This is a genomic window from Acinetobacter calcoaceticus (assembly GCF_900520355.1).
Classification (GTDB): domain Bacteria; phylum Pseudomonadota; class Gammaproteobacteria; order Pseudomonadales; family Moraxellaceae; genus Acinetobacter; species Acinetobacter calcoaceticus_C.
The window spans coordinates 543,012-567,142 of record NZ_LS999521.1 but is presented as its reverse complement, the minus strand read 5'-3'; the positions used below and the strand labels follow the sequence as shown (position 1 = coordinate 567,142).

Here is a 24,131-nt window from a genome sequence, read left to right as displayed (position 1 = left end):
AAAACCGCGATTAATTCGCGGTTTTTTTTATTTAAAACATATTATTTACGGCGCAATGCATCCGAAATTGCTTCAACCAACTGTTGAGAAATTTCTTGTTTAGATGCTTTCTCTAACTCACGCTTTTTCATGTGGTAGTTTTCAGCAAAGAAAACCGTCATGGCATTTTCATCAGAAGCAAAACCAATATCTGCACGTGACACATCATTACATGCAATCATATCTAGTTTTTTAGCGACCAGTTTTCCTGCCGCATATTCTTCAACATTTTGTGTTTCGGCTGCAAAGCCCACCATAAATGGACGCTTTTCCTGACCCGCAATGGTTGCCACAATATCTGGATTTTTCACAAGGGAAACATTCAACTCATTCCCTGCCTTCTTAATCTTATGCTCGGCAACTTCTGCTACGCGATAGTCTGCGACTGCGGCAGTTGCAATGAAGATATCACAGCCTGTTTCTAACGAGTTCATGCTGATATCTAACATTTGTCTTGCAGAGGCAACATTTACTCTTTTTACACCATTCGGTGTATCTAAACTTACAGGTCCAGCAATTAGCGTCACTTGTGCACCAGCAGCATAACAAGCAGCAGCTAAAGCAAAGCCCATTTTACCAGTACTGTGGTTCGAGATATAACGAACAGGGTCAATCGCTTCACGCGTTGGTCCAGCGGTAACAACAACTCGCTTTCCAGCCAACAACCCAAATTTTTCAGCGATTGCACGTTGAGCTTGATGGAAATAGCCAGCCACTTGCCTTGCAATTTCTTCTGGCTCTGGCATACGACCTAAACCGACATCACCACACGCCTGCTCACCCGCATCCGGCATAATCACATGTACGCCATCTTCGACCAAGGTTTGTAAATTTCGTTGTGTTGCTTTGGCCGCCCACATTTGCTGGTTCATGGCAGGTGCAACCCACACAGGAGATTTTGTTGCCAAAAACACTGTACTGAGCAAGTCATCTGCTAAACCATGCGCAAATTTTGCCAAAGTATCGCAACTTGCAGGTGCAACCAGTAATAAATCAGCCCAACGTGCTAATTCAATATGTCCCATTCCTGCTTCAGCCGCAGGGTCTAAAAGTTCAGTATGGACAGGATTACCAGAAAGGGCCTGAAAAGTTAGTGGAGTAATAAATGCCTGAGCACCATGTGTCATGACCACACGCACGTCAAAGCCATAATCTTTAAGGCGACGGACTAAAATGGCACTTTTATAGGCAGCAATTCCGCCAGTAACAGCTAAAACAATGTTTTTATGAGGAATAACACTTAGATCAAAGCTCACGAACAGGATACCTTACTGTTGCAGTGGCGCTCACAATAGCATTAAATACGCGCAGACCCAAGATTGATTGGGCAAACAAAATAAAATTTTAAGCGAATTATGCTGGGGAATATGAATACTTCTATTAAAAATTGGCCCGAACAAGAGCGGCCAAGAGAACGGTTATTACAACAAGGTCCGCAAAGTCTATCAGATGCAGAGCTACTCGCGATTTTTCTTCGCTCAGGTTCACGACAACATTCAGCAGTCGAACTATCACGTTTACTCATTCAGCATTTTGGTAGCCTAAATGCAGTATTTGATTCATCGTTAAGTGAGTTAACTCAATTTAATGGAATTGGAGCGACGAAATATTCACAATTATTGGCAGTCAAAGAGCTCGGGCGGCGTTATCTCGATCATCACTTTCAGAAAAACAATCTTAGTCTTCACTCTTCTGATTTAGTTTTAGATTATTTGCGCTATGAATTAAAAGGTGAGAAACAAGAAGTCTTTGCAGTGCTGTGTCTAGATCCAGAATTAAGAAAACTTCATTTTAAAAAGCTATTCTTTGGTTCAGTGCAGCATTGTGCTGTCTCAGTCAATCAAACCCTACGCTACGCCTTACAGCAACATGCTTGCCAGCTCGTTATTGCACACAATCATCCATTTGGTTCAGCGCAGCCTTCTGCCGAAGATATTGCCTTAACTCAGCAACTGGAACATGCCTGTCAACTTGTCGAAATACACCTGCTAGATCATTTTATTATCTCCCCAGAAGGAAGCTTTTCTTTTGCTGAACAACAACTGCTCAACCCAGCAACAAGATCAGTTCAATAATATTGACAAAGCTTAACTAAGCCTAGAAGATCGAAACAAAAATAGTGATGCTTAAAATAAAATGATTGTTCGTGATCAACCTAGTATTTTCAAAGTTTTATTCTCTTGGCGAGGGACGATTTTACCCAAAATTCTCCCTTCCTTAGGGTTTGTTATGTTGATCTCTGCACTCATTGGTGGCGTGGAATATATCAATCTGTATCGCTTTCCAGAGATTCCTTTGGTTGGCTTTACTCTCATTGGCGTCGTGCTTTCTATCTTCTTAGGATTTAAAAATACTGCGTGTTATGACCGTTGGTGGGAAGCCCGAAAATTATGGGGCGTTTTAATTGCAACTTCACGCCATTTTGACCGTGACTGCCGGATTTTGACTCAAGCCCGTCGAGAGCGTGTCATTCAACATGTGATTGTTTTTGCTAACGTGTTACGTGATCGTTTACGTCGTCAGACAGCGAACCCAACTGAGCTCATACAAACCAGTGGTATGAGCCAGCAAGCACTCACCCAGCTCTATCAGCAAAATAATGCCCCTCAATACACCTTAAGCCTCATTCACTGGGAATTATTGCAAGCGCTTAAAGAAGGTGAAATCTCTGACATCATCTATGCACAGATGAATAAAAATGTTGCAGATTTAAGTGTTGTGCAAACTGGCTGTGACCGAATCGCCAATACCCCCATTCCATTTGCCTATTCAGTTTTGCTCAATCGCACTGTCTATTTTTTCTGTTTTATGTTGCCATTTAGTCTTGGTTCATTGCTTGGTTTAGCAACACCTTTACTGGTTGGGATTTTGGCATATACATTCTTAGGACTTGATGCACTAAGCTCAGAAATTGAAGAGCCGTTCGGTACTCAAAGTAATGATTTACCTTTAGATGCCATGGTACGTAGTATCGAAATTGAACTTTTAGGAACGCTAGGAAAACCTACCCCGCCACCCATTCAGGCTCAAGATAATAACTTACTGTAAAGTCTTAGAGGAAACGTTCCCAAATGCCTTGCTGATTAGCAGCGGGTTTAGGTGTATTTCCCAGTTTAATCCATGGCATATTTTCACCATGAAAATCACTGCCAATCGATACGGCTAACTGATATTGCTCAATCATCCGATCAACCATCTGGCGAGTAGATAAAGTTTCCATCGGTGGAGGTAGCTCAATTGCGTCTCCACCTGAAGTTGCGAACAATTCAATTAAATATCGAACGTTAGTTGCAGATAAATCATAACGAGTCGGATGTGCTAAAACTGCCAACCCTTTACTTTCGTGAATCATGTCAATTGTTTCTTTTAACCCTAATCCTTCAAATTTTACAAAAGCACGTCTTCCCTCTTTTAAGAAACGATCAAATGCTTGTTGAGGACGAGTTACAACTTTCTTTTCGACCAATGTTTTAGCAATATGCGTTCTGGTGATCCGATCTGCCTGATCTTCTACTGTGACAAGAACATCCTCATAAATCTGAAAACCAATACATTTTTCTAATAAATCACAAATTACTTTAGCTCTTTGCGCTCGTACTCTTTTTTGTTGTTCTAATGCTTCTAAAATTGGCGCTTCATCTTGCATGTTTAAAGCAACAATATGTACACCATAACTCTTTTTGGTTGTTGGACGTGACCACTGACTTGAAATCTCTGTACCAGAAATGATCTTTAAATCATGACCTTGTGCAGCAATTCTAGCTCGCTGCAACCCATCCATTGTATCGTGGTCAGTTAAAGCCAAAGTATGCAAATTCACATCTATAGCAGCTTGCACCAGTAATTCCGGAGACAAAGTTCCATCAGAAATATTGCTATGTGTATGTAAATCTATGCCTTGCATCTTTTATACTATGCCATTCACCAAACCTGATCAGATACTCTAACATGAAAGCACTTCTGGACTTTGTTCCATTAATTATTTTCTTCTATTTATATAAAACAGTTGATCCAACTGACACACAGCATCCTTTACTTAAACTGATCGGGTCTGCTGGCGGTGTCGATAATAATAATATTCTTGTAGCAACTACTGGCTTAATTATTTCAATGCTTGTGGTATATGGTGCCCTATTTGTTTTCCAAAAATTCCGTCTAGATAAACAACAGTGGTTTGTACTGTTTATGACTGTCATTTTTGGTGGCATCACCCTGATGTTAAGTGATGATTTCTATATTCGTCTGAAAGCTGCAATTTTAAATTTGGTTTTCGCAGGCGCATTCTTGGTTTCACCTTGGTTTGGTAAAGACCGTAAGCCACTCATACGACGTTTATTTGATCCTATTTTAGACTTAAGTGAAAAAGCTTGGAAAAATCTAAACTTCGCTTGGGCAGCCATGTTTGTAGTAATGTCTTGTTTGCATGTGTTCTTTGCATTTTTATTTCACGGCGGAAAATATTGGGGTGAATTCACTGCATTTGGTGACATGATTGTGATGTTTTCATTTATCATTATTCAGTTCATTATTTTACGTAAACATTTTAAGTCACCAGACGCTTAAAGTGGTTCCTGATTGATTATAGAGATACGATTACATGCCTTTTTTTGTTCTAAGCTGTACCGATAACGAAGGAACTCTAGAGAAGCGCTTAGCAGTACGCTCTCAGCATATCGAACGTTTGCAAAAACTTGATGATGAAGGCCGCCTTGTTACAGCGGGAGCTATGCCAAAAGACCCTAATGATCCTCAAGCAGGTTTTTATGGCAGCACCATGATTGTTGAATTCGACAGTCGCGAAGCATTAGATGAATGGTTAAAAGAAGAACCATTTCTCAAAGAAGGCATTTATGCCCATATTGATGTAAAACCGTTTAATAAAGCATTTCCAAAAGGGTAATCGCATGCAGCCTGCAATCAAAAGCTTTCTTGGCTTGTGTTTGATATGTTCAACTGCTGGAGCAGTTGAACCTGCTGCAACACCAGCAACACCGCCGCCAAGCGCGCCTTCAACTCAGACTGCGAACAAGCCAGTTCCAACAGCTGGTACAACGGTGTCGACCGCAATAAAACCACTCACGGCTGAGCAACTTGCAAAGAATAAACAACAGCAAGATGCGAAAATCAAAGCTTTAGTTCAAGATCAGGCATCTCGTTTAAAACAGTTAGAACATGCCAATCTTGAAGCACTTGCTCAGAACCAAGAGTTACAGTTAAAAAATGATAGCCTCTCTGTTCAGGTTCAAGTCTTACAAAGCGAACGTAGTGCGCAAATGTTTTTATATGGCGCGGTTACCTTAGCTGGTGGCGTATTGCTGGGTTTCTTTATCTCTAGTTATATCCATACAAAACGTCGACGCCAGTGGTAAACTCAAGCGATCTATTAAACTAAATGAACGTATCAAACCGTATACAAACAGCAGAACTGGAATGGGAATTAATCGATGGTATCGAGGTTCCCATTTCCAAACAATTTGGTGATGTCTATTTCTCTAAAGATAATGGCCTACTTGAAACACGGCATGTTTTTTTAAATGGTAACGACTTATCAGAACGCTTAGCCAATCTAAAAGATTTTGAATATTTCAGTGTAGGAGAAACTGGTTTTGGTACGGGTTTAAACATTCTTGCACTCTGGCAACTTTGGCAACAAGTCCGTCCAGACAATCAAAGCCATTTACATGCCATTAGTGTTGAAAAATTTCCGCTAAGTAAAGCTGACCTCATTCGTGCTTTAAATGTCTGGAATGAACTTAAACCACTTGCAGACCAGTTAATTGAACAATATCCACTACCGATTGCTGGGTGTCATCGTTTAACTTTCCCTGAAGAGCGTTTTAGCATTGACTTATGGCTAGGGGATGCACAAGATATTTTCCCAAGCATGGCTAAAACTAAAGCAGTGAATGCTTGGTTTTTAGATGGCTTTGCACCTTCTTGCAATCCAGACATGTGGGAACAAAACGTTTTAAACCATATCGTCCGTCTTTCTGACTATGGCAGTACATTTTCCTCTTTTAGTGTCGCGGGTGTTTTAAAACGTGGGCTAAAAGCACACGGCATTAGTATTTCACGTCCACGTGGTTTTCGGCATAAACGGGAAATGCTCAAAGCAATCTGGAATCCACCTCAATCTGATGATGAGTCCTCTCCATTAGGCTTAGTTCACTCATTAAGTAAGGGACAACAGCATATTGCGATTATTGGGGCTGGTATAGCAGGTTTAACTACAGCGTGGGCATTTGCAGCACGTGGGCATAAAGTCACCCTATATGAGCAAACAGAAGCATTATCTGGCGCTTCTGGAAACCCTTTAGCATTACTTAATCCAAAACTATGTCCAATTGAACAAAGCCATGAACATCTCATGACCTTAAGTTGGCAACATGCCTTGAATTTTTATAAAAATTTTCAAGCATTTCGCCCACTAAAAATACAACAAATCGCCTTGAAAAATGCAGATGAGCTTCTGGATCTTGTAAATCAATATCCAGCTCAGGTTGTTACTCACTCAACGAACTCACTTGAAACTGTATATTCAAGTGTTTTACTTACCGAAGCGGGTTCTGTTTCACCACATCAATTACGTGATGAAATTTTGCAACATCCCTTAATTGATCTAAAAATTGCCAATATCACAGCACTGGTTTCTTTTGAAAATAAAGTTCAATTGCAGACTAGCAATGAAGTTATTGCAGAGGCAGACCATGTGGTTGTGTGCTGTGCGCGTCAAAGCACGACTTTTTTTGAAAGCTATCCACAGTTAAAACCAATACGTGGGCAAGTAAGCTGGGTTGATAATACTTTTGCTCCGCTGCCTTTACAGGAAGCTTATAGCTATGGCGGCTACTGTATGCAACTTAATGCTTCACAGATGATTTTAGGTGCGTCTTTTTATCCAAATCGAGAGGATCAAGAAGTACTTGCCGACGACCATATGCATAACTTTGAATTAATCCACAGCGTATTTCCTGAATATGCACAACAATTGCCTCCTACGACTACTTGGCAAGGCCGAGCATCTATCCGCGCACAAAGCTTAGATTATTTTCCTCTCGTTGGAAAAATGCAGGCGAATAGCCGAATTGCTACTTTTGCTGGTCTTGGTTCTAAGGGCTTCTTATTTGCTCCGCTATGCAGTGAGATCTTAATTGCCCAGATGTTAGAAGAAGCTTGTCCAGTACCGGACCGCTTATTACAAAAATTGAATCCGCAACGATTCCAAAAAAAAGTAAAACCTAAAAAGCCTTATTTCAAAACACAGTAGTTTAATTCCATAAAAAAGCACCCGAAGGTGCTTTTTTTTATGCGCCCTGCTCTAGAGGCAAGCCGGCATCACGAGCTGCACGTGTCCCCCCCATCAGCACGACATATTCACGCGAGGCATCGAATCCTTCTAGTGTCTCAGCTGCACGAGGAGCTTTGCTACCACCACCACATAAAATATAAATCGGCTGACCCGCAGAGACCTGGTTCAAAATATCAGCATTCAAATCATTAATCGGGCGATTTACCGCACCTTTAACATGCCCTTCTGCATAAGCATTTGTATCACGGACATCCCAGATAACAGCATTTTCTGGGAATTCAAATGTTGTAATTTCTTGTTTACGGATCATTGTGCACTCCTTTGATGTAAACAACACTTGGCAAATGAAGAAAACCCTCTTAGCATCTCAAATATTCTTTCCCTTTGTAAAGGTCTAAACTATGCCTTCTTTCGATATTGTCTCTGAATTAGAGATTTTTGAAGTTAATCATGCCGTACAGAACACACAAAAAGAGATTGCAACACGTTTTGACTTTCGTGGTCATGATGTTTCAGTCGAAATAAACGAAAAAAATAAAGAAATTAAAATCAGTACCGAAAGCGATTTCCAGTGTGAACAAGTTTACAACATGTTAGAAAATCATTTTTATAAACGTAAAATTGATGTACAAGCTCTAGACCCGCAAAAAGCTGCTGCTTCAGGCAAAAATTTTGTACAAGTAATTAAACTTAAAGACGGTCTTGACTCGGATACTGCAAAAAAAATTAATAAAGCCATTAAAGAAAGTGGCGTTAAAGTGCAATCTTCTATCCAAGGCGACAAAATTCGTGTAACGGATAAAAAGCGTGACACTTTACAACAAGTGATGAACTTTTTACGTGAACAACAATTTGGTGTGCCATTACAGTTTAATAACTTTAAAGATTAATCTCTTGTCGTGACATTCAAAGCTAAGGTAATTCCATGTCTCAATCCAATCGTCTATCAAAACTGGTAAAAGCGACTTCAAAATTCCCTAAAGGTATTCGGAGTACACTTTGGAGCAAGGCGTTTGGTCGTATCGTGCCAATGGTGGGTACAGCAAATATTCGCTATCTGGAAGTAGACTCAAACCACGTTACTGTCCGCTTAGATAACCAAAAAAATATGCAGAACCATATTAAAGGAGTCCATGCTGCTGCTATGGCTCTTTTAGCTGAAACTGCAACAGGTTTTCTAACGGGTTTACACATTCCTGATAACCGCATTTTATTAATCAAATCATTGCATGTAGATTATTTAAAAGTGGTTGAAGGCGGTTTGACTGCTACAGCAACGCTATCCACTGAACAGCAAAAGTTTATTGCGGATAATGAAAAAGGTGAACTTGTGATTCCGGTTACTGTCATTGATGATGCAGGCAATGAACCAATCCAGTGCCAAATGCTATGGGCATGGTTACCTAAACGTAAGAAATAAAGATATAAAAAAGCCCAAATTTGAATTTGGGCTTTTTTATTATGCACAAGATGCTAAAAACTTTTGTCTCGCTTCTTCAGGTATTTGACGCTTATTACCTTTTACATCAACTGCTACAAAGGTAAAGACTCCTTCAGTAATGCGTATTGGCTCACGAGAGTCATCATGACTATCCCAAACTTCAATTTGCATTTGAATAGAAGTATTTCCAACTTTTAAGATTTTGGTATAGCAGCTAATGACAAAGCCAACCTTTACCGGAACCAAAAAGGTCATTTGATTAATGGAAATCGTAGCACAACGACCACGACTGAAACGTTCTGCGTGAATTGCTCCAGCCAAGTCCATTTGTGACACAATCCATCCACCAAATACATCACCACTCCAGTTTGTATCGGCTGGCATGGCAATCGTTTGTAAGGATAAAACCCCTTCTGGTTTGGTATAAGCTTCTGACACCTTAGCTCCCGAAATTCGTTTGAAGTTGTTGATCAAGCCACTGCTGCAATTCAGGCGCACGTAATGCGCCGCTAATACGCGCAACCTCTGTCGTTTTGTTCATTAAGACAAGTGTCGGAATACTTCTCACATGAAAAGCTTGGCTCAAGCGAGGAGATTCTTCGGTATTAATCTTGGCAAAAATAACGCCTGGATTCTGTTTTGCAACCTGTGCAAAATGTGGCGCCATCATTTTACAAGGTCCGCACCATTCTGCCCATAAGTCTATGAAAATAGGTAAATCACTATTCGTGATGTAGTTACTAAAATTTTGCTCATTTAATTCAATAGGTGCAAGCGGTAGTAATGGCTGATGACATTGCCCACAGCTCGGTTGCTCAGGAATTTTTTCTTCAGGAACTCTATTTTTTGCACCGCACGATGCACATACAATAATCATTTACACCACTCCTATATGCTGATGTAAAAATTCTAATTGGGTTATCACTGCTTTTTCAAACCATGAACCGTGATAAATATCAAAATGTTTCATATCCCACTCATGATAATTCACAAAAGGCGCAATATTTGTCGCAGCTTCACGACTTGATTCAATAGGAATAAGGGAATCTTTTTGAGCTGCAATAAATAAAACCGGAATATTAATCTGCCGTACAACTTGAATTGGGCGGTATCGCATCAGATTAAAAAAGACACGTGCAGGGACTTCCCCACTCCAATAATAATCAGGATTTACAATCGATAAATAACCATAATAACTATCTGCGGTAGGCATAAAACACAAATTATGTTGATCAGCGACAGGTAATCTTTTGGGATTAAGCCCCATTTTTGATCCCATATAGTCCTGACTCGATAACTTCAATGCTTGAGGATAGCGTTGCAAAGGATAGAGCTTGGCAGTTTCAGCCCCATCCACATAAGGAATTTGTACTAAAATCGCCTGAATATTCTTTAATTCAGAAGCCAGACTTAGCGCATACCCCCCACTTAAAGAAGTCCCCCACAGCACAATCCTTCGATTATCCACAAGTTTACAAGTCGAAGCATATTGAATAACTGTCTTCCAATCTTCTAACTGCGAATTAATAGAGACCATTTCTCTGGGCTTGCCAGTGCTCCCTCCCCAATATCGATAATCAAACAAAATTACAGCGTAACCCGCCTGTGCAAATCGCTGTGCATATTGAACTAATTTAAATTGACGCAACGCAGCAAAACCATGGGCCATAATAATAACGGCAGATTTCTTATTTGTTTTTGGAATATAAAAATCAGCTGCGATCGTTTCCTGACCACATGGAACATATAAAGGCTCAACCATATAAGCGTGCATATGTGCTCCGTTGAAATAGAATATGAATAACCAATTTTAAAATAGCCTGATGATCATTTTAATATTTACAGCTCAGCTATAAGACATAACTTTCTCAGTCAGAACAACACACGAGTGTCTTGTATCTCAGGTTAAGCTTAATGCTATGATACAGCATAAGAGGTTTTGTTAAATTTTGGAGTGACGAAATGTCAGAGAATGTTGGTTTCGCAGGTCAAATCGGTCCAGAACATGTTGGCCAAGTTGTAGAAAAAGGATTTAAATCGATTATTAATAATCGACCAGATATGGAAGGCGGCCCAGAACAACCTACAAGTGCTCAAATTGAAGAAGCAGCACGCCAAGTAGGACTAGACTATGTTTATCAGCCTGTTGTAGCTGGGCAAATTACAGAACTCGATGTACGTACTTTCGCGAATCATTACAACGAGTTGCCAAAGCCTGTACTTATGTTTTGCCGCACAGGAAACCGTTCAAATAATCTATATCAATTAGCAAAACAAATGGATTTATTAGACGACTAAGTTAAAGAAATTAAGATCCTATAAAACCCTATTTCTTCTTTAAAATAGGGTTTTTGATAACTTATTTTGCATATCTCTGCACGAATTCAACAGAACTAAAAATAATATTGCTCTAAAGTATTTAAATCTTTTTGAATCATTTATTAATTTTTATGAATAAATTTATATTCGCTCTTTTAAGTTGTTTAATTCTTACAGCGTGTTCTTCAATGCAAGTAAAACCTACCGTTGGAGTAACTATGGGTACACGAATTTAATTAGCTAACTTCCCCATAAATATAATGAGCAACCTCATGAAATATATGTTATTTTATAAATCTAAAAAATTATTTTAAATAACTTATCATTTTAATTGGGGATAATGATGAAACTTACTCATGGGGTATGTGGGATTACTTTGGCTGCTTTTTTGACAGCTTGTGGTGGGGGTGGCAGTGATGGCTACTATAACCAAAATTCAAATTCTGGCTCTACAACAACGCCAACCACACCATCAACAGATCAAGAGTTGGCGACTTCTGTTTTAAATAGCGTAAAACAAGAAGGAAAATATTTATTTGGTGCCTATGATATTAATAATGAAAATCTATCAAAAGGTTACATTGATCACGCATTAGACACCTTCGCCCAAGGTCCACTCAAGTTAACATTAGATATTCGAAAAGTAGATCTTACCAAGTACTCTGACCATTATCGTGAGAAATGCTTCATTAAGAGTACTACAGACTACCGCGCCTGCTACGTATTTAAAGGTGAAGAAATTAAAACTTTACTCACTGGTTATAGTGACTGGGACTTTGATATTACAGCAGATGATTTAAAAAATATTAAACTGGCAAGCGATAATACATCTCCAAATTTAGAGGATTATCAATCAAATACCAGAATCTATATTTTTCAAAATGAAAATAATGATAAGAACTTCCAAGATGTGACAATTACTGGGGCCTTTGCGTATCCATTCCAACAATCATGGGGACTTGAACAAACCAAGCAAAAAAGATTTGTATTAATCAACTCCACAACAAGTGATTATAAAATCACTACAACTACTATGGTTCAAGATCCAGAGACAGGCCAACCAACTGAAAAAGAAGTGACTACCGGTGCAATGAGTGTATATAAAGATAATACATCAACTGATGGTGATCTCTACGTAGTTCAAGGTGGTTCTGGCTTCAACGTACTTATCAATGATAACCCTAATGTTCCTTTTGCAGAGCCAATTTCATTTGTTGTGAACTCAACTCCAGGTAATACGAACATTGCGATATACAAAGTAAAATCAGGTAATCAGCAAATATTAAGTCTACCAAGTATTACTAGCCTTGAAGGAAGTCGTGTTGAAAATGAATCTTCAACAACGAATGCACAAAAATTTAATGGCAGTATTTATCTGGAAGGACAAAATATTTTTACTTTTAAACAAAGCTTAAATGGAACTACATTAAACTTTAAGCATGTCATTAATGGTATAAGCATCGAAGGTCAATCTACTAATCAAAATGGGACTGTTTCCACCACTTTAAAAACACCTTTTATGCAAAAATTTACATTTTAAAGCTAAATAATTAGAATCAAACCCTCTGCTCAAGAGGGTTTTTCTATATATTCTAAATATCTATTAAAATAGCTTAATGAAAATGTTCGATATTATTATCATTGGCGCAGGTACTGCTGGTATTAGCGCATATAAAGAAGCCGTTAAACATACCAATAATATTTTAATTATAAATGATGGCCCTTGGGATACCACTTGTGCTCGTGTAGGCTGTATGCCCAGTAAAATCCTCATCTCTACAGCAAATCGAATGTTTGACATTCAAAATGCTCAGGAGGTTGCTTTGGACGTATCTGCAAAAATTAATACTGATCAAGTGATGCAGCACGTACAAACATTGCGTGATCGTTTTACACAAGCAACTTTAAAAGATGTAGAACAATGGCCAACTGAACATAAAATTTCTGGTAAAGCACATTTTATTGATGCACAAACTATAGAAATTAATGGGCAACAGTACCAATCAAAAAGTTTTATTCTGGCAGTTGGTTCAACTCCTAATTACGATAAAGCTTGGAAAGAAGAACTTGGTAATCGGCTTATAACAACAGATCAAATATTCGAGTTAAAAACACTCCCTAAATCTATTGCTGTCATTGGTAGTGGTGTGATTGCCCTTGAGATTGCTCAAGCAATGCATCGTTTAGGTGTAGAAACTACAATTTTTGCTCGCAGTAAACGAATTGGAGTACTGACTAGCCCGAAACTTCAACAACTTGCGCAAAAAGAACTAGGGAAAGAGTTAAAAATTCTATTCGAGACTCTACCAAGTGAAGCTAAGTGTAATTCTGAGGGAGTTATATTAAATTATAAATTTGAAGAAAAAGAGAAAACTCTCAAAGTTGAATATGTTCTAGCTGCAACAGGCCGTTCAAGTTTACTTGATACTTTAAAACTAGAAAATATTGATGATTCTTTTGAAGATATTAAGTTGTTACCTATAAATGCAAAAACCAAGCAATTAGAACAATATCCAATTTTTATTGTCGGTGATGCTTATACTTCAACGCCATTACAACATGAAGCTGCACATGAGGGCAAAAAAGCTGTTCATAACTGTTTGAACTACCCACAAGTCAATCCAATTAAAACCCTTACCTCATTAGGAATTGTATTTAGTGATCCAGAAATGGCGATTGTTGGGCAAAGTTTTAAACAACTAAAAGATACTGGTATAGACTTTATTACAGGCGAAGCCTCTTATGAACGACAAGGCAGAGCTATCGTCCTTGGAAAAAATAAGGGTGGCATTGAGATTTATATCGAAAGAAAAAGCGAAAAACTTCTTGGTGCTGAGTTATTTACAGAAGCAACAGAGCATATGGCTCATCTGTTAAGCTGGATAATAGGTGAAGGTTTAACTTTAAATGATATTTTAGAGAAACCTTTCTATCACCCGACTCTAGAAGAAGGTCTTCGCACTGCTTTAAAACATGCTCGTAGACAGTTGAAATGATCAATTTTAGAAGAGCTCCTTTAATAAAAGTTGGCTCTTCTATACATTAAATTGTTTTAATTAATTCATTTGATGGGAAATAACTGCAACTAGTGAAGCATTCTTTTCAGATGAACTAGTATATATCCATGTCTCTAAAGCCTTTCCATCTTTAGAAATAATATAATTTGTTGTAGTCAAATTTTTATCTTTAGATATTTCCTTTTTATAAGTTAAACCAGTAGATTTTGGGGGCAACCAACTTTCTAAACTCTTCTGAATTTCAGTTGAGTTTCCTTTATTTATAAATAATGAACATACGCCGTTATCGATTTGAGTAATAACAAACTTTCCTTCTGAAGAGCTTATCATCCAAGCGTTCCCATTATCATCTTTTAAAAAATGTGCAGCATATTCATCAGGCATTTGAGTAAAACCCATATTTTTTGCTTGTTTATTTATTATTTCTGGATTTCCTCTAGAACTAACACAAATATTTAAAAAAGCTTTTGTGCTAAATAAACTTTCTACAGCTTCATTAGCATAGATAGATTTACTAACAAATATTATAGCTAGCATACACACAAATATTTTTAATCCTACAAATTTCATTATTCATACTCTTGTTATCATTTTAAGGTATTTGGTTTATATCATAATTCATCCCAAAATTATTCTATCATTTTCAGTTTACTTTCTGCATAAAAAAACACCCCCAACATCAGTTGAGGGTGTTTAGAATAATGAGCTGGCGATGACTTACTCTCACATGGGAAACCCCACACTACCATCAGCGCTAAGAGGTTTCACTTCTGAGTTCGGGAAGGGATCAGGTGGTTCACTCTTGCTATGGTCGCCAGCACAACTGGTATGGATACTTGCATTGGTCTTATTGGTTGCCGATGCGTTTTCCAAATCTTTACAGATGGGCTGATTGAGTCTTACTTTAATTTTGTTCATTTTAGCTAAACATATAACTAAATCAAGTTGCTTTGCATATTAATGAATCGATTGATGCCATATATACAACTGCTTGGGTGTTGTATAGTCAAGCCTCACGAGCAATTAGTATTGGTCAGCTTCACATATCACTATGCTTCCACATCCAACCTATCAACGTCCTAGTCTCGAACGGCTCTTTAGAGGACATAAAGTCCTAGGGAAATCTTATCTTGAGGTAGGCTTCCCGCTTAGATGCTTTCAGCGGTTATCCCTTCCGAACATAGCTACCCGGCGATGCGACTGGCGTCACAACCGGTACACCAGAGGTTCGTCCACTCTGGTCCTCTCGTACTAGGAGCAGATCCTCTCAAATTTCCAGCGCCCACGGTAGATAGGGACCGAACTGTCTCACGACGTTCTAAACCCAGCTCGCGTACCTCTTTAAATGGCGAACAGCCATACCCTTGGGACCTGCTTCAGCCCCAGGATGAGATGAGCCGACATCGAGGTGCCAAACACCGCCGTCGATATGAACTCTTGGGCGGTATCAGCCTGTTATCCCCAGAGTACCTTTTATCCGTTGAGCGATGGCCCTTCCATACAGAACCACCGGATCACTAAGACCTACTTTCGTACCTGCTCGACTTGTGGGTCTCGCAGTTAAGCGCGCTTTTGCCTTTATACTCTACGCGTGATTTCCGACCACGCTGAGCGCACCTTCGTACTCCTCCGTTACTCTTTAGGAGGAGACCGCCCCAGTCAAACTACCCACCAGACATGGTCCTCGCCCCGGATTACGGGGCAGAGTTAGAACCTCAACATTACCAGGGTGGTATTTCAAGGACGGCTCCATTGGAACTAGCGTTCCAACTTCAAAGCCTCCCACCTATCCTACACAAGTAAGGTCAAAGTTCAATGTCAAGCTGCAGTAAAGGTTCACGGGGTCTTTCCGTCTAGCCGCGGGTACACTGCATCTTCACAGCGATTTCGATTTCACTGAGCCTCTGCTGGAGACAGCGCCGCCATCATTATGCCATTCGTGCAGGTCGGAACTTACCCGACAAGGAATTTCGCTACCTTAGGACCGTTATAGTTACGGCCGCCGTTTACTGGGGCTTCGATCAAGAGCTTCGCTTACGCTAACCCCATCAATTAACCTTCCAGCACCGGGCAGGCATCACACCCTATACGTCCACTTTCGTGTTTGCAGAGTGCTATGTTTTTAATAAACAGTTGCAGCGGCCTGGTTTCTGTGGCTGTCATCAGCTCAGGAAGCAAGTTCCATCACCAACAACAGCGTACCTTCTCCCGAAGTTACGGTACCATTTTGCCTAGTTCCTTCAGCAGAGTTCTCTCAAGCGCCTTGGTCTACTCGACCTGACCACCTGTGTCGGTTTAGGGTACGATTCCTGTGTAACTGAAGCTTAGAGACTTTTCCTGGAAGCATGGTATCAGCCACTTCGCTGTACAAGTACAGCTTGCTATCAGATCTCAGCATAGAGCACCCCGGATTTGCCTAAGATGCATGCCTACTTCCTTTCACCTGGACAACCAACGCCAGGCTGACTTAACCTTCTCCGTCCTCTCATCGCATTACACAGAAGTATTGGAATATTAACCAATTTCCCATCGACTACGCCTTTCGGCCTCGCCTTAGGGGTCGACTCACCCAGCCCCGATTAACGTTGGACTGGAACCCTTGGTCTTTCGGCGAACGGGTTTTTCACCCGTTTTGTCGTTACTCACGTCAGCATTCGCACTTCTGATACCTCCAGCATACTTCTCAATACACCTTCATCGGCTTACAGAACGCTCCCCTACCACTTGACTTAAAAGTCAAATCCGCAGCTTCGGCACATAGTTTTAGCCCCGTTACATCTTCCGCGCAGGCCGACTCGACTAGTGAGCTATTACGCTTTCTTTAAAGGGTGGCTGCTTCTAAGCCAACCTCCTAGCTGTCTATGCCTTCCCACATCGTTTCCCACTTAACTATGATTTTGGGGCCTTAGCTGGCGGTCTGGATTGTTTTCCTCTTGACTACGGACGTTAGCACCCGCAGTCTGTCTCCCGGATAGTACTCATAGGTATTCGGAGTTTGCATCGGTTTGGTAAGTCGGGATGACCCCCTAGCCGAAACAGTGCTCTACCCCCTATGGTATTCGTCCGAGGCGCTACCTAAATAGCTTTCGGGGAGAACCAGCTATCACCAGGCTTGATTAGCCTTTCACCCCTATCCACAAGTCATCCCCTGGCTTTTCAACGACAGTGGGTTCGGTCCTCCAGTTAGTGTTACCCAACCTTCAACCTGCTCATGGATAGATCGCCTGGTTTCGGGTCTATACCCAGCAACTAAACGCCCTATTAAGACTCGATTTCTCTACGGCTCCCCTATACGGTTAACCTCGCTACTGAATATAAGTCGCTGACCCATTATACAAAAGGTACGCAGTCACCGAACAAGTCGGCTCCCACTGCTTGTATGCATGCGGTTTCAGGATCTATTTCACTCCCCTCACAGGGGTTCTTTTCGCCTTTCCCTCACGGTACTGGTTCACTATCGGTCAGTCAGGAGTATTTAGCCTTGGAGGATGGTCCCCCCATATTCAGACAAGGTTTCACGTGCCTCGCCCTACTCGTCATCATTATGTGTGCCCTTTCGTGTACGGGAATATCACCCTCTACGTTCGCACTTCCCAGAGCGTTCCACTAAAACACACATAACTTAATGGGCTGATCCCCGTTCGCTCGCCGCTACTAAGGGAATCTCAATTGATTTCTTTTCCTAAGGGTACTGAGATGTTTCACTTCCCCTCGTTCGCCTTGCAACACTATGTATTCATGTTGCAATACCTACCTTAAAGTAGGTGGGTTCCCCCATTCAGAAATCTCCGGATCAAAGGATATTTGCCGCCTCCCCGGAGCTTATCGCAGGCTATTACGTCTTTCATCGCCTCTGACTGCCAAGGCATCCACCACATGCACTTAATTACTTGACTATACAACCCCAAACAGTCGTTATTACCTACAAGGAGTAATAAGACATGATCAATGATTCCTCATCAATCTCTTACAGTTTGAAGTACTGTGTATTTAAACACTGTACAGCTTCAATCTAATTCATATACCAAAACGCTTGATTCAGTTAATTTGCTAGTTCTCAATGAATTCCAAGATTAGAATTACTTCTTCTCTTTTCATTATTGAGTGAACAATTTATTTCAGACTCAATTTTGCCAATCTGTTAATGAATAAACATGCCTTCGTCAGGTCATGCTTAATACCGTGATACTTAAATCACAGAAGTTAATAAACCAAGATCTAAATCTTTATTTACTAATTTCTGTAATCCGAACTTCTCTTAAGTTCTGGTGGAGACTAGGAGAGTCGAACTCCTGACCTCCTGCGTGCAAAGCAGGCGCTCTACCAACTAAGCTAAGTCCCCAGCTTACATCATCAGTTATGTATCTTTCTGTCTATAACCTTAATCAGTCAAAGTCATGGTGGGTCTGACAAGACTTGAACTTGTGACCCCACGCTTATCAAGCGTGTGCTCTAACCAACTGAGCTACAGACCCTCAGATACATCTATGAAGAACAACTTGTTGTGGATTCTTACCAATCGTCAATCTTTCGTTAAGGAGGTGATCCAGCCGCAGGTTCCCCTACGGCTACCTTGTTACGACTTCACCCCAGTCATCGGCCACACCGTGGTAAGCGTCCTCCTTGCGGTTAGACTACCTACTTCTGGTGCAACAAACTCCCATGGTGTGACGGGCGGTGTGTACAAGGCCCGGGAACGTATTCACCGCGGCATTCTGATCCGCGATTACTAGCGATTCCGACTTCATGGAGTCGAGTTGCAGACTCCAATCCGGACTACGATCGGCTTTTTGAGATTAGCATCCTATCGCTAGGTAGCAACCCTTTGTACCGACCATTGTAGCACGTGTGTAGCCCTGGCCGTAAGGGCCATGATGACTTGACGTCGTCCCCGCCTTCCTCCAGTTTGTCACTGGCAGTATCCTTAAAGTTCCCGACATTACTCGCTGGCAAATAAGGAAAAGGGTTGCGCTCGTTGCGGGACTTAACCCAACATCTCACGACACGAGCTGACGACAGCCATGCAGCACCTGTATGTAAGTTCCCGAAGGCACCAATCCATCTCTGGAAAGTTCTTACTATGTCAAGGCCAGGTAAGGTTCTTCGCGTTGCATCGAATTAAACCACATGCTCCACCGCTTGTGCGGGCCCCCGTCAATTCATTTGAGTTTTAGTCTTGCGACCGTACTCCCCAGGCGGTCTACTTATCGCGTTAGCTGCGCCACTAAAGCCTCAAAGGCCCCAACGGCTAGTAGACATCGTTTACGGCATGGACTACCAGGGTATCTAATCCTGTTTGCTCCCCATGCTTTCGCACCTCAGCGTCAGTGTTAGGCCAGATGGCTGCCTTCGCCATCGGTATTCCTCCAGATCTCTACGCATTTCACCGCTACACCTGGAATTCTACCATCCTCTCCCACACTCTAGCTAACCAGTATCGAATGCAATTCCCAAGTTAAGCTCGGGGATTTCACATTTGACTTAATTAGCCGCCTACGCGCGCTTTACGCCCAGTAAATCCGATTAACGCTTGCACCCTCTGTATTACCGCGGCTGCTGGCACAGAGTTAGCCGGTGCTTATTCTGCGAGTAACGTCCACTATCTGAAGGTATTAACTTCAGTAGCCTCCTCCTCGCTTAAAGTGCTTTACAACCATAAGGCCTTCTTCACACACGCGGCATGGCTGGATCAGGCTTGCGCCCATTGTCCAATATTCCCCACTGCTGCCTCCCGTAGGAGTCTGGGCCGTGTCTCAGTCCCAGTGTGGCGGATCATCCTCTCAGACCCGCTACAGATCGTCGCCTTGGTAGGCCTTTACCCCACCAACTAGCTAATCCGACTTAGGCTCATCTATTAGCGCAAGGTCCGAAGATCCCCTGCTTTCTCCCGTAGGACGTATGCGGTATTAGCATTCCTTTCGAAATGTTGTCCCCCACTAATAGGCAGATTCCTAAGCATTACTCACCCGTCCGCCGCTAAGTGATAGTGCAAGCACCATCACTCCGCTCGACTTGCATGTGTTAAGCCTGCCGCCAGCGTTCAATCTGAGCCATGATCAAACTCTTCAGTTAAAAATCATTTTGCACCTTATTAAAGACAAGGTGCCAATTCTGGCTCATCAATTTTCTGACTTAAATTTCGCTCAAATAAACTTCGAGTAATTTAAACCAATCAATCAATGATAATATTTCGATCAATCAATCAGTAAAAATCCACACAAGTTGTTCTTCATAATCTCTTAATGATCTTCTTACTGGTTCGTCACCAGCAAGCTAGGTCGGCTATATTACTCTTAATCTCTTAAAAGTCAACAGGTAATTTCGATATTTTTAAAACTTATTTCCAAAACCAACTTCTCATCAAATCTATCACTTAAAGCAATCTACTCAATTCCAAGTAACTGTTTTTCAACAAGTTTCTATCTGCATCACCGCCGATGGATGTGCATTATAGAGGATTAAAAACCCTTTGCAAGGGGTATTTCAGCCTTTTTCTATCGAGTGCCGTTTTTTTCTACTATTTTACGAAAAAAGTGATATATATGCCTTTTTTTTAAGCAGCTCAGTCAACATTAGATGAGATATTAAACTTTTTTTAGTTTATCAACTTCATGTAGAATAGATTATTCGTGCAATAGTTTGGCATTAACTCACCATGTGGCAGTTCGCTAAGAAAGTATTTGTTTGCATACTTGTAGTGTTTGCTACGAGTGGGCCTTGTTATGCCAATTCAAAACATAACTTCTATGTGCTTACTTTATCTATTCTAAGCTATAGTAAGTGGGAGAATGTAAATACTCCTACTCTTTGTGTTATTGATAATCCCTCCATTACATCTACCTTTCAATCTTATATCCAGCAAATGTCTTATAATTATCGTGTTCAAACTGTAAACGCGAAAGATTTTGCTCGGTCACATTGTCAGGCAGTTTATTTTTCTACTACTTCTCCACAGCAACAACAAAACCTTATTCAGAACTATCCTTATCGTTCTTTACTTTCTTTAAGCATTAATAATTCAGAATGTGAAATAGGAAGTATCTTTTGTTTATACAATCAAAATAATTACACTACCTTTAAAGTTAACTTAGATGCTTTAAGTCACTCCAAAGTTCATATTGATCCAAGAGTATTGCTCTTGGCTAAGAATGCGGAGTAAGGATCATGATATCAAAGTTGTATCAGTCCACTTCATTGCATGCTTTATTTAGAAAATCTCAATTTACTATTTTTGCAATTACTTTCTTTATCTGCTCTTTTACGTTTGTATCGATTTCTGTTTTTACAATGGAAACTTACGCCAAACAAAATTTGCAATTGCTCAGCCATACTCTGCTAGAGCGTATTCAGCCCGCAGTTGTATTTAATGATAAAATTACGATAGAGCAAATTTTGAATGAATACACCAATGATCATTCAATTCGTACTATTCATATTTATGATTCAGAACATCATTTAATTGCACAAAGTTTTAAATTATCAAGTCAAACCTCAATTTTGGAGGGTTGGTTTGATCATTGGTTTTTAAATGAGCCCGTTCATCTTACAATTTATCATCACGAACAAAATGTAGGTGAATTAACACTTTTTGGTAGTTCAGAAAAAATATTGCAGTTCCTCAAAATGATTATCGTAGGACTTGCAATTGCAATGTTGTTTATTGTTTGCGCTTTGTGGTGGTCAGTAAACTTAACTTATCGCCAAATTATGCAGGCGATTTATCCACTTACCAATATTGCTCAAATTGTAAGTGAACAAAAAGCTTATAATCTTCGGTTTCCTTATAACCGAATTAAAGAATTTCAAGATTTAAATACTGTTTTTAATGAGTTACTTGAAGAAATTCAGATATGGGACAATCAATTACAAAAAGAAAATCGTAAATTATCATTTCAGGCTCATCACGATCAGCTTACATTATTACCGAATAGACATTATTTTTATCAAGTTCTATTAGATATGTTTGAAGATAAGGGATTTGATAACAAGTCTGCTTTACTGTTTCTAGATAACAATAACTTCAAAGCGATTAATGACCAGTTTGGACATTTGGCTGGAGATGAAGTTTTAAAAGAAATGGCCAACCGCTTGCAAACCCGTTTACGCCATCAAGATTTTATTGCACGTTTAGGTGGTGATGAGTTTGCTGTCATTTTGCATTCCATTAGCCATGCTGATCATTTAATATCTATTGCTGAAAATTTACTCGAAAGCTGTAAAGAACCTTTGCAGCTGAATGGACAAACCATTTATTTCAGTTTTAGTGTAGGTATTGCTTTATCACAATTTGCATCTAGCCCCGAAGATTTCATTATGCAAGCAGATCAAGCAATGTATAAGGCTAAAAATTCGGATGAACACTGGTTTATCTATAAACCTGAAAATTAAATTTAGGCTAATCTATGAATACAAGATCTTTAAAACTCTCCTTTATTGCATTGCTATGCATTACTCTTGCAGGGTGCCTGAGTTTTGGTCCATTAAAATATCGTCAGGTAAAATTGCTTAAGAAAGAAGGTTTTGTTCTTACTGATGAAGGATGGACTCTGGGTTTACCAGAACGTTTGTTATTTGACTTTAATAATGCAGAGTTAAAACAGAGCCATGAAGCTGAGTTAGCGCGTCTAGCAAATCAATTGAATAAATATGATTTAAATAAATTGAAAATTGTTGGGCACACTGATGATGTTGGCGATGCAACTTATAATCAAAAGCTATCTGAAGAGCGCGCACAAAGTGTGGCAAATCTTTTCTTAGCGCGCGGATTTAAAAAAGAAAGTATCTACGTGATTGGTCGTGGTTCAACTCAGCCTTATGTCCCAAATACAACCAATGAAAATCGTGCGATTAATCGACGTGTTGCTATTGTGGTTATTCCATAATTTTCAATTTATAAAAAAGCCAATCCTTTGTGATTGGCTTTTTTATTTTAAACTAACTCAATAATATCAATGGTTGGCGGCACTCTAAAACGTAAAGGGATTCCGACCATTCCTGTGCCAACTGTAACAAAGACATCGGCATGTTCGTGGGAATAAAGCCCTCTTTTATGCCCTAAAATTGATACTTTTTTCATAATATAGTTAGTTAGCCATGGAAGCTCCACCTGCCCACCATGCGTATGCCCAGATAGCATTAATGGACGATTTGGCAATTTAGGCACCATATCTACTGTATCAGGATTATGAGAAAGGATTAACCAAGGTTTATCTTGGGGTAAATCGGGCATGGAACGCATATCGGTTTTTCCGGCCCAGAGATCGCCAATGCCAATCAGACGGAATTCTTCAAAATCAACTATTTTGCCTTCAATATCGACAACCTCATTATAAAACAAGGCATCTTTTAACAATTGTTGAATAGGTGGTCCTGGATATTGCTCATCATGGTTTCCAGGAACAGAGTAAACAGGCGCCTGAATTTCTTTTAAAACACTCAATTCTTGAATTAATCTGTCTTCTGGTTCATATGTCCAATCACCTGCCACAACCACTAAATCAGGTTGCTGCTCATTTAATTTTCTAACTATCGTTTTGAGTTGGCGCTCATGCCCTGAAAATAAACCGATATGTAAATCTGCAATTAAGGCTACCTTTACCGGTTTATTAAAACTACGATCTGGATTTAACCGATATTGATGAGTATCGACACGCACCAGATGAGGTTCAATAAATCGGGCGTAAATTAAAACACCACTTAAGAAAAAGATAAAAATACCTTGGTGAATTGAATAGTAACCAATCCAAGCAGCATATAAATTAAAAAACCAGAGAGGAATAAGTAGATAAGAGAGATAAAATGCGAGTAAATGGACAAAAGCTTTAAATGGATGAATCGTCTCGGTTCGAGATTGATGAATCCAAGCTTCAGAAATTCCCCATAAAGCAAGTATTGAAAAAATAAAGTAAAAACAAAAGATGATTGAATTTGGGTTCCACATTACGATTCTCGACTTATCTTATATTGATTGCTAGTAATCAAATTCAATATTTATCTTTCAATATGC

At 40.0% G+C, this 24,131-nt stretch carries 23 protein-coding genes, 2 tRNA genes and 3 rRNA genes; 15 read left to right on the top strand and 13 right to left on the bottom strand.

Translation table 11 applies throughout. From position 1 onward, the window contains the following. Nucleotides 1-41: 41 nt before the first annotated feature. Nucleotides 42-1,295 carry a bifunctional phosphopantothenoylcysteine decarboxylase/phosphopantothenate--cysteine ligase CoaBC gene (gene coaBC, locus AC2117_RS02775; RefSeq protein ID WP_133971757.1) on the bottom strand — a complete coding sequence of 418 codons (1,254 nt, stop codon included), beginning with the start codon at nt 1,293-1,295 and terminating at the stop codon, nt 42-44. A 99-nt stretch (nt 1,296-1,394) separates the two neighbouring features. Between coaBC and radC the strand changes: the two genes are divergently transcribed. After that, entirely contained in the window at nt 1,395-2,114 is a 720-nt protein-coding gene (gene radC, locus AC2117_RS02770) for a RadC family protein (protein WP_133971755.1), read from the top strand. A gap of 61 nt (nt 2,115-2,175) precedes the next feature. Continuing rightward, nucleotides 2,176-3,087: a bestrophin family protein gene (locus AC2117_RS02765; protein ID WP_133971753.1), complete on the top strand. Its 912-nt coding sequence runs from the start codon at nt 2,176-2,178 to the stop codon at nt 3,085-3,087. Nucleotides 3,088-3,091: 4 nt separating this feature from the next. Here AC2117_RS02765 and AC2117_RS02760 read toward each other — a convergent pair whose 3' ends face one another. After that, entirely contained in the window at nt 3,092-3,943 is an 852-nt protein-coding gene (locus AC2117_RS02760; protein ID WP_133971751.1) for a PHP domain-containing protein, read from the bottom strand. Nucleotides 3,944-3,987: 44 nt separating this feature from the next. On the opposite strand from AC2117_RS02760, the gene AC2117_RS02755 reads away from it, so the two are divergent. Genes AC2117_RS02755 through mnmC form a run of 4 tightly spaced genes read left to right on the top strand, consistent with a single transcriptional unit; the run spans nt 3,988 to nt 7,306 of the window. Next, nucleotides 3,988-4,602 (top strand): septation protein IspZ, encoded by a 615-nt coding sequence (locus AC2117_RS02755; protein ID WP_133971749.1) that lies wholly within the window; start codon nt 3,988-3,990, stop codon nt 4,600-4,602. 34 nt (nt 4,603-4,636) lie between these two features. Next, nucleotides 4,637-4,939: a YciI family protein gene (locus tag AC2117_RS02750; protein WP_133971747.1), complete on the top strand. Its 303-nt coding sequence runs from the start codon at nt 4,637-4,639 to the stop codon at nt 4,937-4,939. 4 nt (nt 4,940-4,943) lie between these two features. After that, complete coding sequence (locus AC2117_RS02745; RefSeq protein WP_133971745.1) at nt 4,944-5,408, top strand: hypothetical protein; 465 nt, start codon at nt 4,944-4,946, stop codon at nt 5,406-5,408. A 23-nt stretch (nt 5,409-5,431) separates the two neighbouring features. Next, entirely contained in the window at nt 5,432-7,306 is a 1,875-nt protein-coding gene (gene mnmC, locus AC2117_RS02740; protein ID WP_133971743.1) for an FAD-dependent 5-carboxymethylaminomethyl-2-thiouridine(34) oxidoreductase MnmC, read from the top strand. A gap of 37 nt (nt 7,307-7,343) precedes the next feature. Here mnmC and AC2117_RS02735 read toward each other — a convergent pair whose 3' ends face one another. Beyond that, the gene (locus AC2117_RS02735; RefSeq protein WP_004638747.1) at nt 7,344-7,658 is read right to left on the bottom strand and encodes a rhodanese-like domain-containing protein; all 315 of its coding nucleotides are present in this window, start codon (nt 7,656-7,658) and stop codon (nt 7,344-7,346) included. Between the two features lie 91 nt (nt 7,659-7,749). Between AC2117_RS02735 and AC2117_RS02730 the strand changes: the two genes are divergently transcribed. Both AC2117_RS02730 and AC2117_RS02725 read left to right on the top strand, forming a co-directional pair. Beyond that, nucleotides 7,750-8,238 carry a YajQ family cyclic di-GMP-binding protein gene (locus tag AC2117_RS02730; protein WP_004638746.1) on the top strand — a complete coding sequence of 163 codons (489 nt, stop codon included), beginning with the start codon at nt 7,750-7,752 and terminating at the stop codon, nt 8,236-8,238. A gap of 35 nt (nt 8,239-8,273) precedes the next feature. Next, complete coding sequence (locus AC2117_RS02725; RefSeq protein ID WP_133971741.1) at nt 8,274-8,768, top strand: DUF4442 domain-containing protein; 495 nt, start codon at nt 8,274-8,276, stop codon at nt 8,766-8,768. Nucleotides 8,769-8,807: 39 nt separating this feature from the next. On the opposite strand, the gene AC2117_RS02720 is transcribed toward AC2117_RS02725, so the two are convergent. From AC2117_RS02720 to AC2117_RS02710, 3 genes are read right to left on the bottom strand one after another with little or no spacing between them, the layout of a single operon-like run. After that, nucleotides 8,808-9,227 (bottom strand): acyl-CoA thioesterase, encoded by a 420-nt coding sequence (locus AC2117_RS02720; RefSeq protein WP_133971739.1) that lies wholly within the window; start codon nt 9,225-9,227, stop codon nt 8,808-8,810. A 1-nt stretch (nt 9,228) separates the two neighbouring features. Continuing rightward, nucleotides 9,229-9,666 (bottom strand): thioredoxin TrxC, encoded by a 438-nt coding sequence (gene trxC / locus AC2117_RS02715; protein ID WP_075431551.1) that lies wholly within the window; start codon nt 9,664-9,666, stop codon nt 9,229-9,231. Further along, entirely contained in the window at nt 9,667-10,563 is an 897-nt protein-coding gene (locus tag AC2117_RS02710; protein ID WP_133971737.1) for an alpha/beta hydrolase, read from the bottom strand. A gap of 188 nt (nt 10,564-10,751) precedes the next feature. On the opposite strand from AC2117_RS02710, the gene AC2117_RS02705 reads away from it, so the two are divergent. The 4 genes from AC2117_RS02705 to AC2117_RS02695 all read left to right on the top strand — a co-directional run bounded on the left by AC2117_RS02705 (nt 10,752) and on the right by AC2117_RS02695 (nt 14,104). Then, on the top strand, nt 10,752-11,087 hold the full coding sequence (locus AC2117_RS02705; RefSeq protein ID WP_005036085.1) for a TIGR01244 family sulfur transferase: 336 nt from the start codon (nt 10,752-10,754) through the stop codon (nt 11,085-11,087). Between the two features lie 152 nt (nt 11,088-11,239). Further along, the gene (locus AC2117_RS19210; RefSeq protein WP_371864353.1) at nt 11,240-11,344 is read left to right on the top strand and encodes a lipoprotein; all 105 of its coding nucleotides are present in this window, start codon (nt 11,240-11,242) and stop codon (nt 11,342-11,344) included. A gap of 107 nt (nt 11,345-11,451) precedes the next feature. Further along, nucleotides 11,452-12,648 (top strand): hypothetical protein, encoded by a 1,197-nt coding sequence (locus AC2117_RS02700; RefSeq protein WP_133976147.1) that lies wholly within the window; start codon nt 11,452-11,454, stop codon nt 12,646-12,648. 82 nt (nt 12,649-12,730) lie between these two features. Further along, nucleotides 12,731-14,104 (top strand): dihydrolipoyl dehydrogenase, encoded by a 1,374-nt coding sequence (locus tag AC2117_RS02695; RefSeq protein WP_133971735.1) that lies wholly within the window; start codon nt 12,731-12,733, stop codon nt 14,102-14,104. A gap of 60 nt (nt 14,105-14,164) precedes the next feature. On the opposite strand, the gene AC2117_RS19205 is transcribed toward AC2117_RS02695, so the two are convergent. The 6 genes from AC2117_RS19205 to AC2117_RS02660 all read right to left on the bottom strand — a co-directional run bounded on the left by AC2117_RS19205 (nt 14,165) and on the right by AC2117_RS02660 (nt 20,197). Continuing rightward, a complete protein-coding gene (locus AC2117_RS19205; RefSeq protein WP_413773096.1) occupies nt 14,165-14,695 on the bottom strand; it encodes an NMCC_0638 family (lipo)protein in 531 nt (176 codons plus the stop codon). 134 nt (nt 14,696-14,829) lie between these two features. Continuing rightward, nucleotides 14,830-14,944 (bottom strand): 5S ribosomal RNA (gene rrf / locus AC2117_RS02680). A gap of 183 nt (nt 14,945-15,127) precedes the next feature. Then, a 23S ribosomal RNA gene (locus AC2117_RS02675) occupies nt 15,128-18,021 on the bottom strand. A 370-nt stretch (nt 18,022-18,391) separates the two neighbouring features. Beyond that, nucleotides 18,392-18,467: transfer RNA gene (locus tag AC2117_RS02670), tRNA-Ala, on the bottom strand. A 56-nt stretch (nt 18,468-18,523) separates the two neighbouring features. After that, nucleotides 18,524-18,600 (bottom strand) — tRNA-Ile (locus AC2117_RS02665). Nucleotides 18,601-18,659: 59 nt separating this feature from the next. Next, a 16S ribosomal RNA gene (locus AC2117_RS02660) occupies nt 18,660-20,197 on the bottom strand. Together the 16S, 23S and 5S rRNA genes with 2 tRNA genes alongside form the textbook arrangement of a ribosomal RNA operon. Before the next feature lie 583 nt (nt 20,198-20,780). On the opposite strand from AC2117_RS02660, the gene AC2117_RS02655 reads away from it, so the two are divergent. The 3 genes from AC2117_RS02655 to AC2117_RS02645 are packed head-to-tail and all read left to right on the top strand — an operon-like array spanning nt 20,781 to nt 23,007. Then, nucleotides 20,781-21,284 (top strand): YfiR family protein, encoded by a 504-nt coding sequence (locus AC2117_RS02655; protein ID WP_133971733.1) that lies wholly within the window; start codon nt 20,781-20,783, stop codon nt 21,282-21,284. Between the two features lie 5 nt (nt 21,285-21,289). Further along, entirely contained in the window at nt 21,290-22,513 is a 1,224-nt protein-coding gene (locus AC2117_RS02650; protein WP_197730973.1) for a diguanylate cyclase domain-containing protein, read from the top strand. A gap of 14 nt (nt 22,514-22,527) precedes the next feature. Continuing rightward, on the top strand, nt 22,528-23,007 hold the full coding sequence (locus AC2117_RS02645; protein WP_133971731.1) for an OmpA family protein: 480 nt from the start codon (nt 22,528-22,530) through the stop codon (nt 23,005-23,007). Between the two features lie 47 nt (nt 23,008-23,054). Here AC2117_RS02645 and AC2117_RS02640 read toward each other — a convergent pair whose 3' ends face one another. Then, nucleotides 23,055-24,065 (bottom strand): metallophosphoesterase, encoded by a 1,011-nt coding sequence (locus AC2117_RS02640; RefSeq protein ID WP_133971729.1) that lies wholly within the window; start codon nt 24,063-24,065, stop codon nt 23,055-23,057. Nucleotides 24,066-24,131 lie beyond the last annotated feature (66 nt).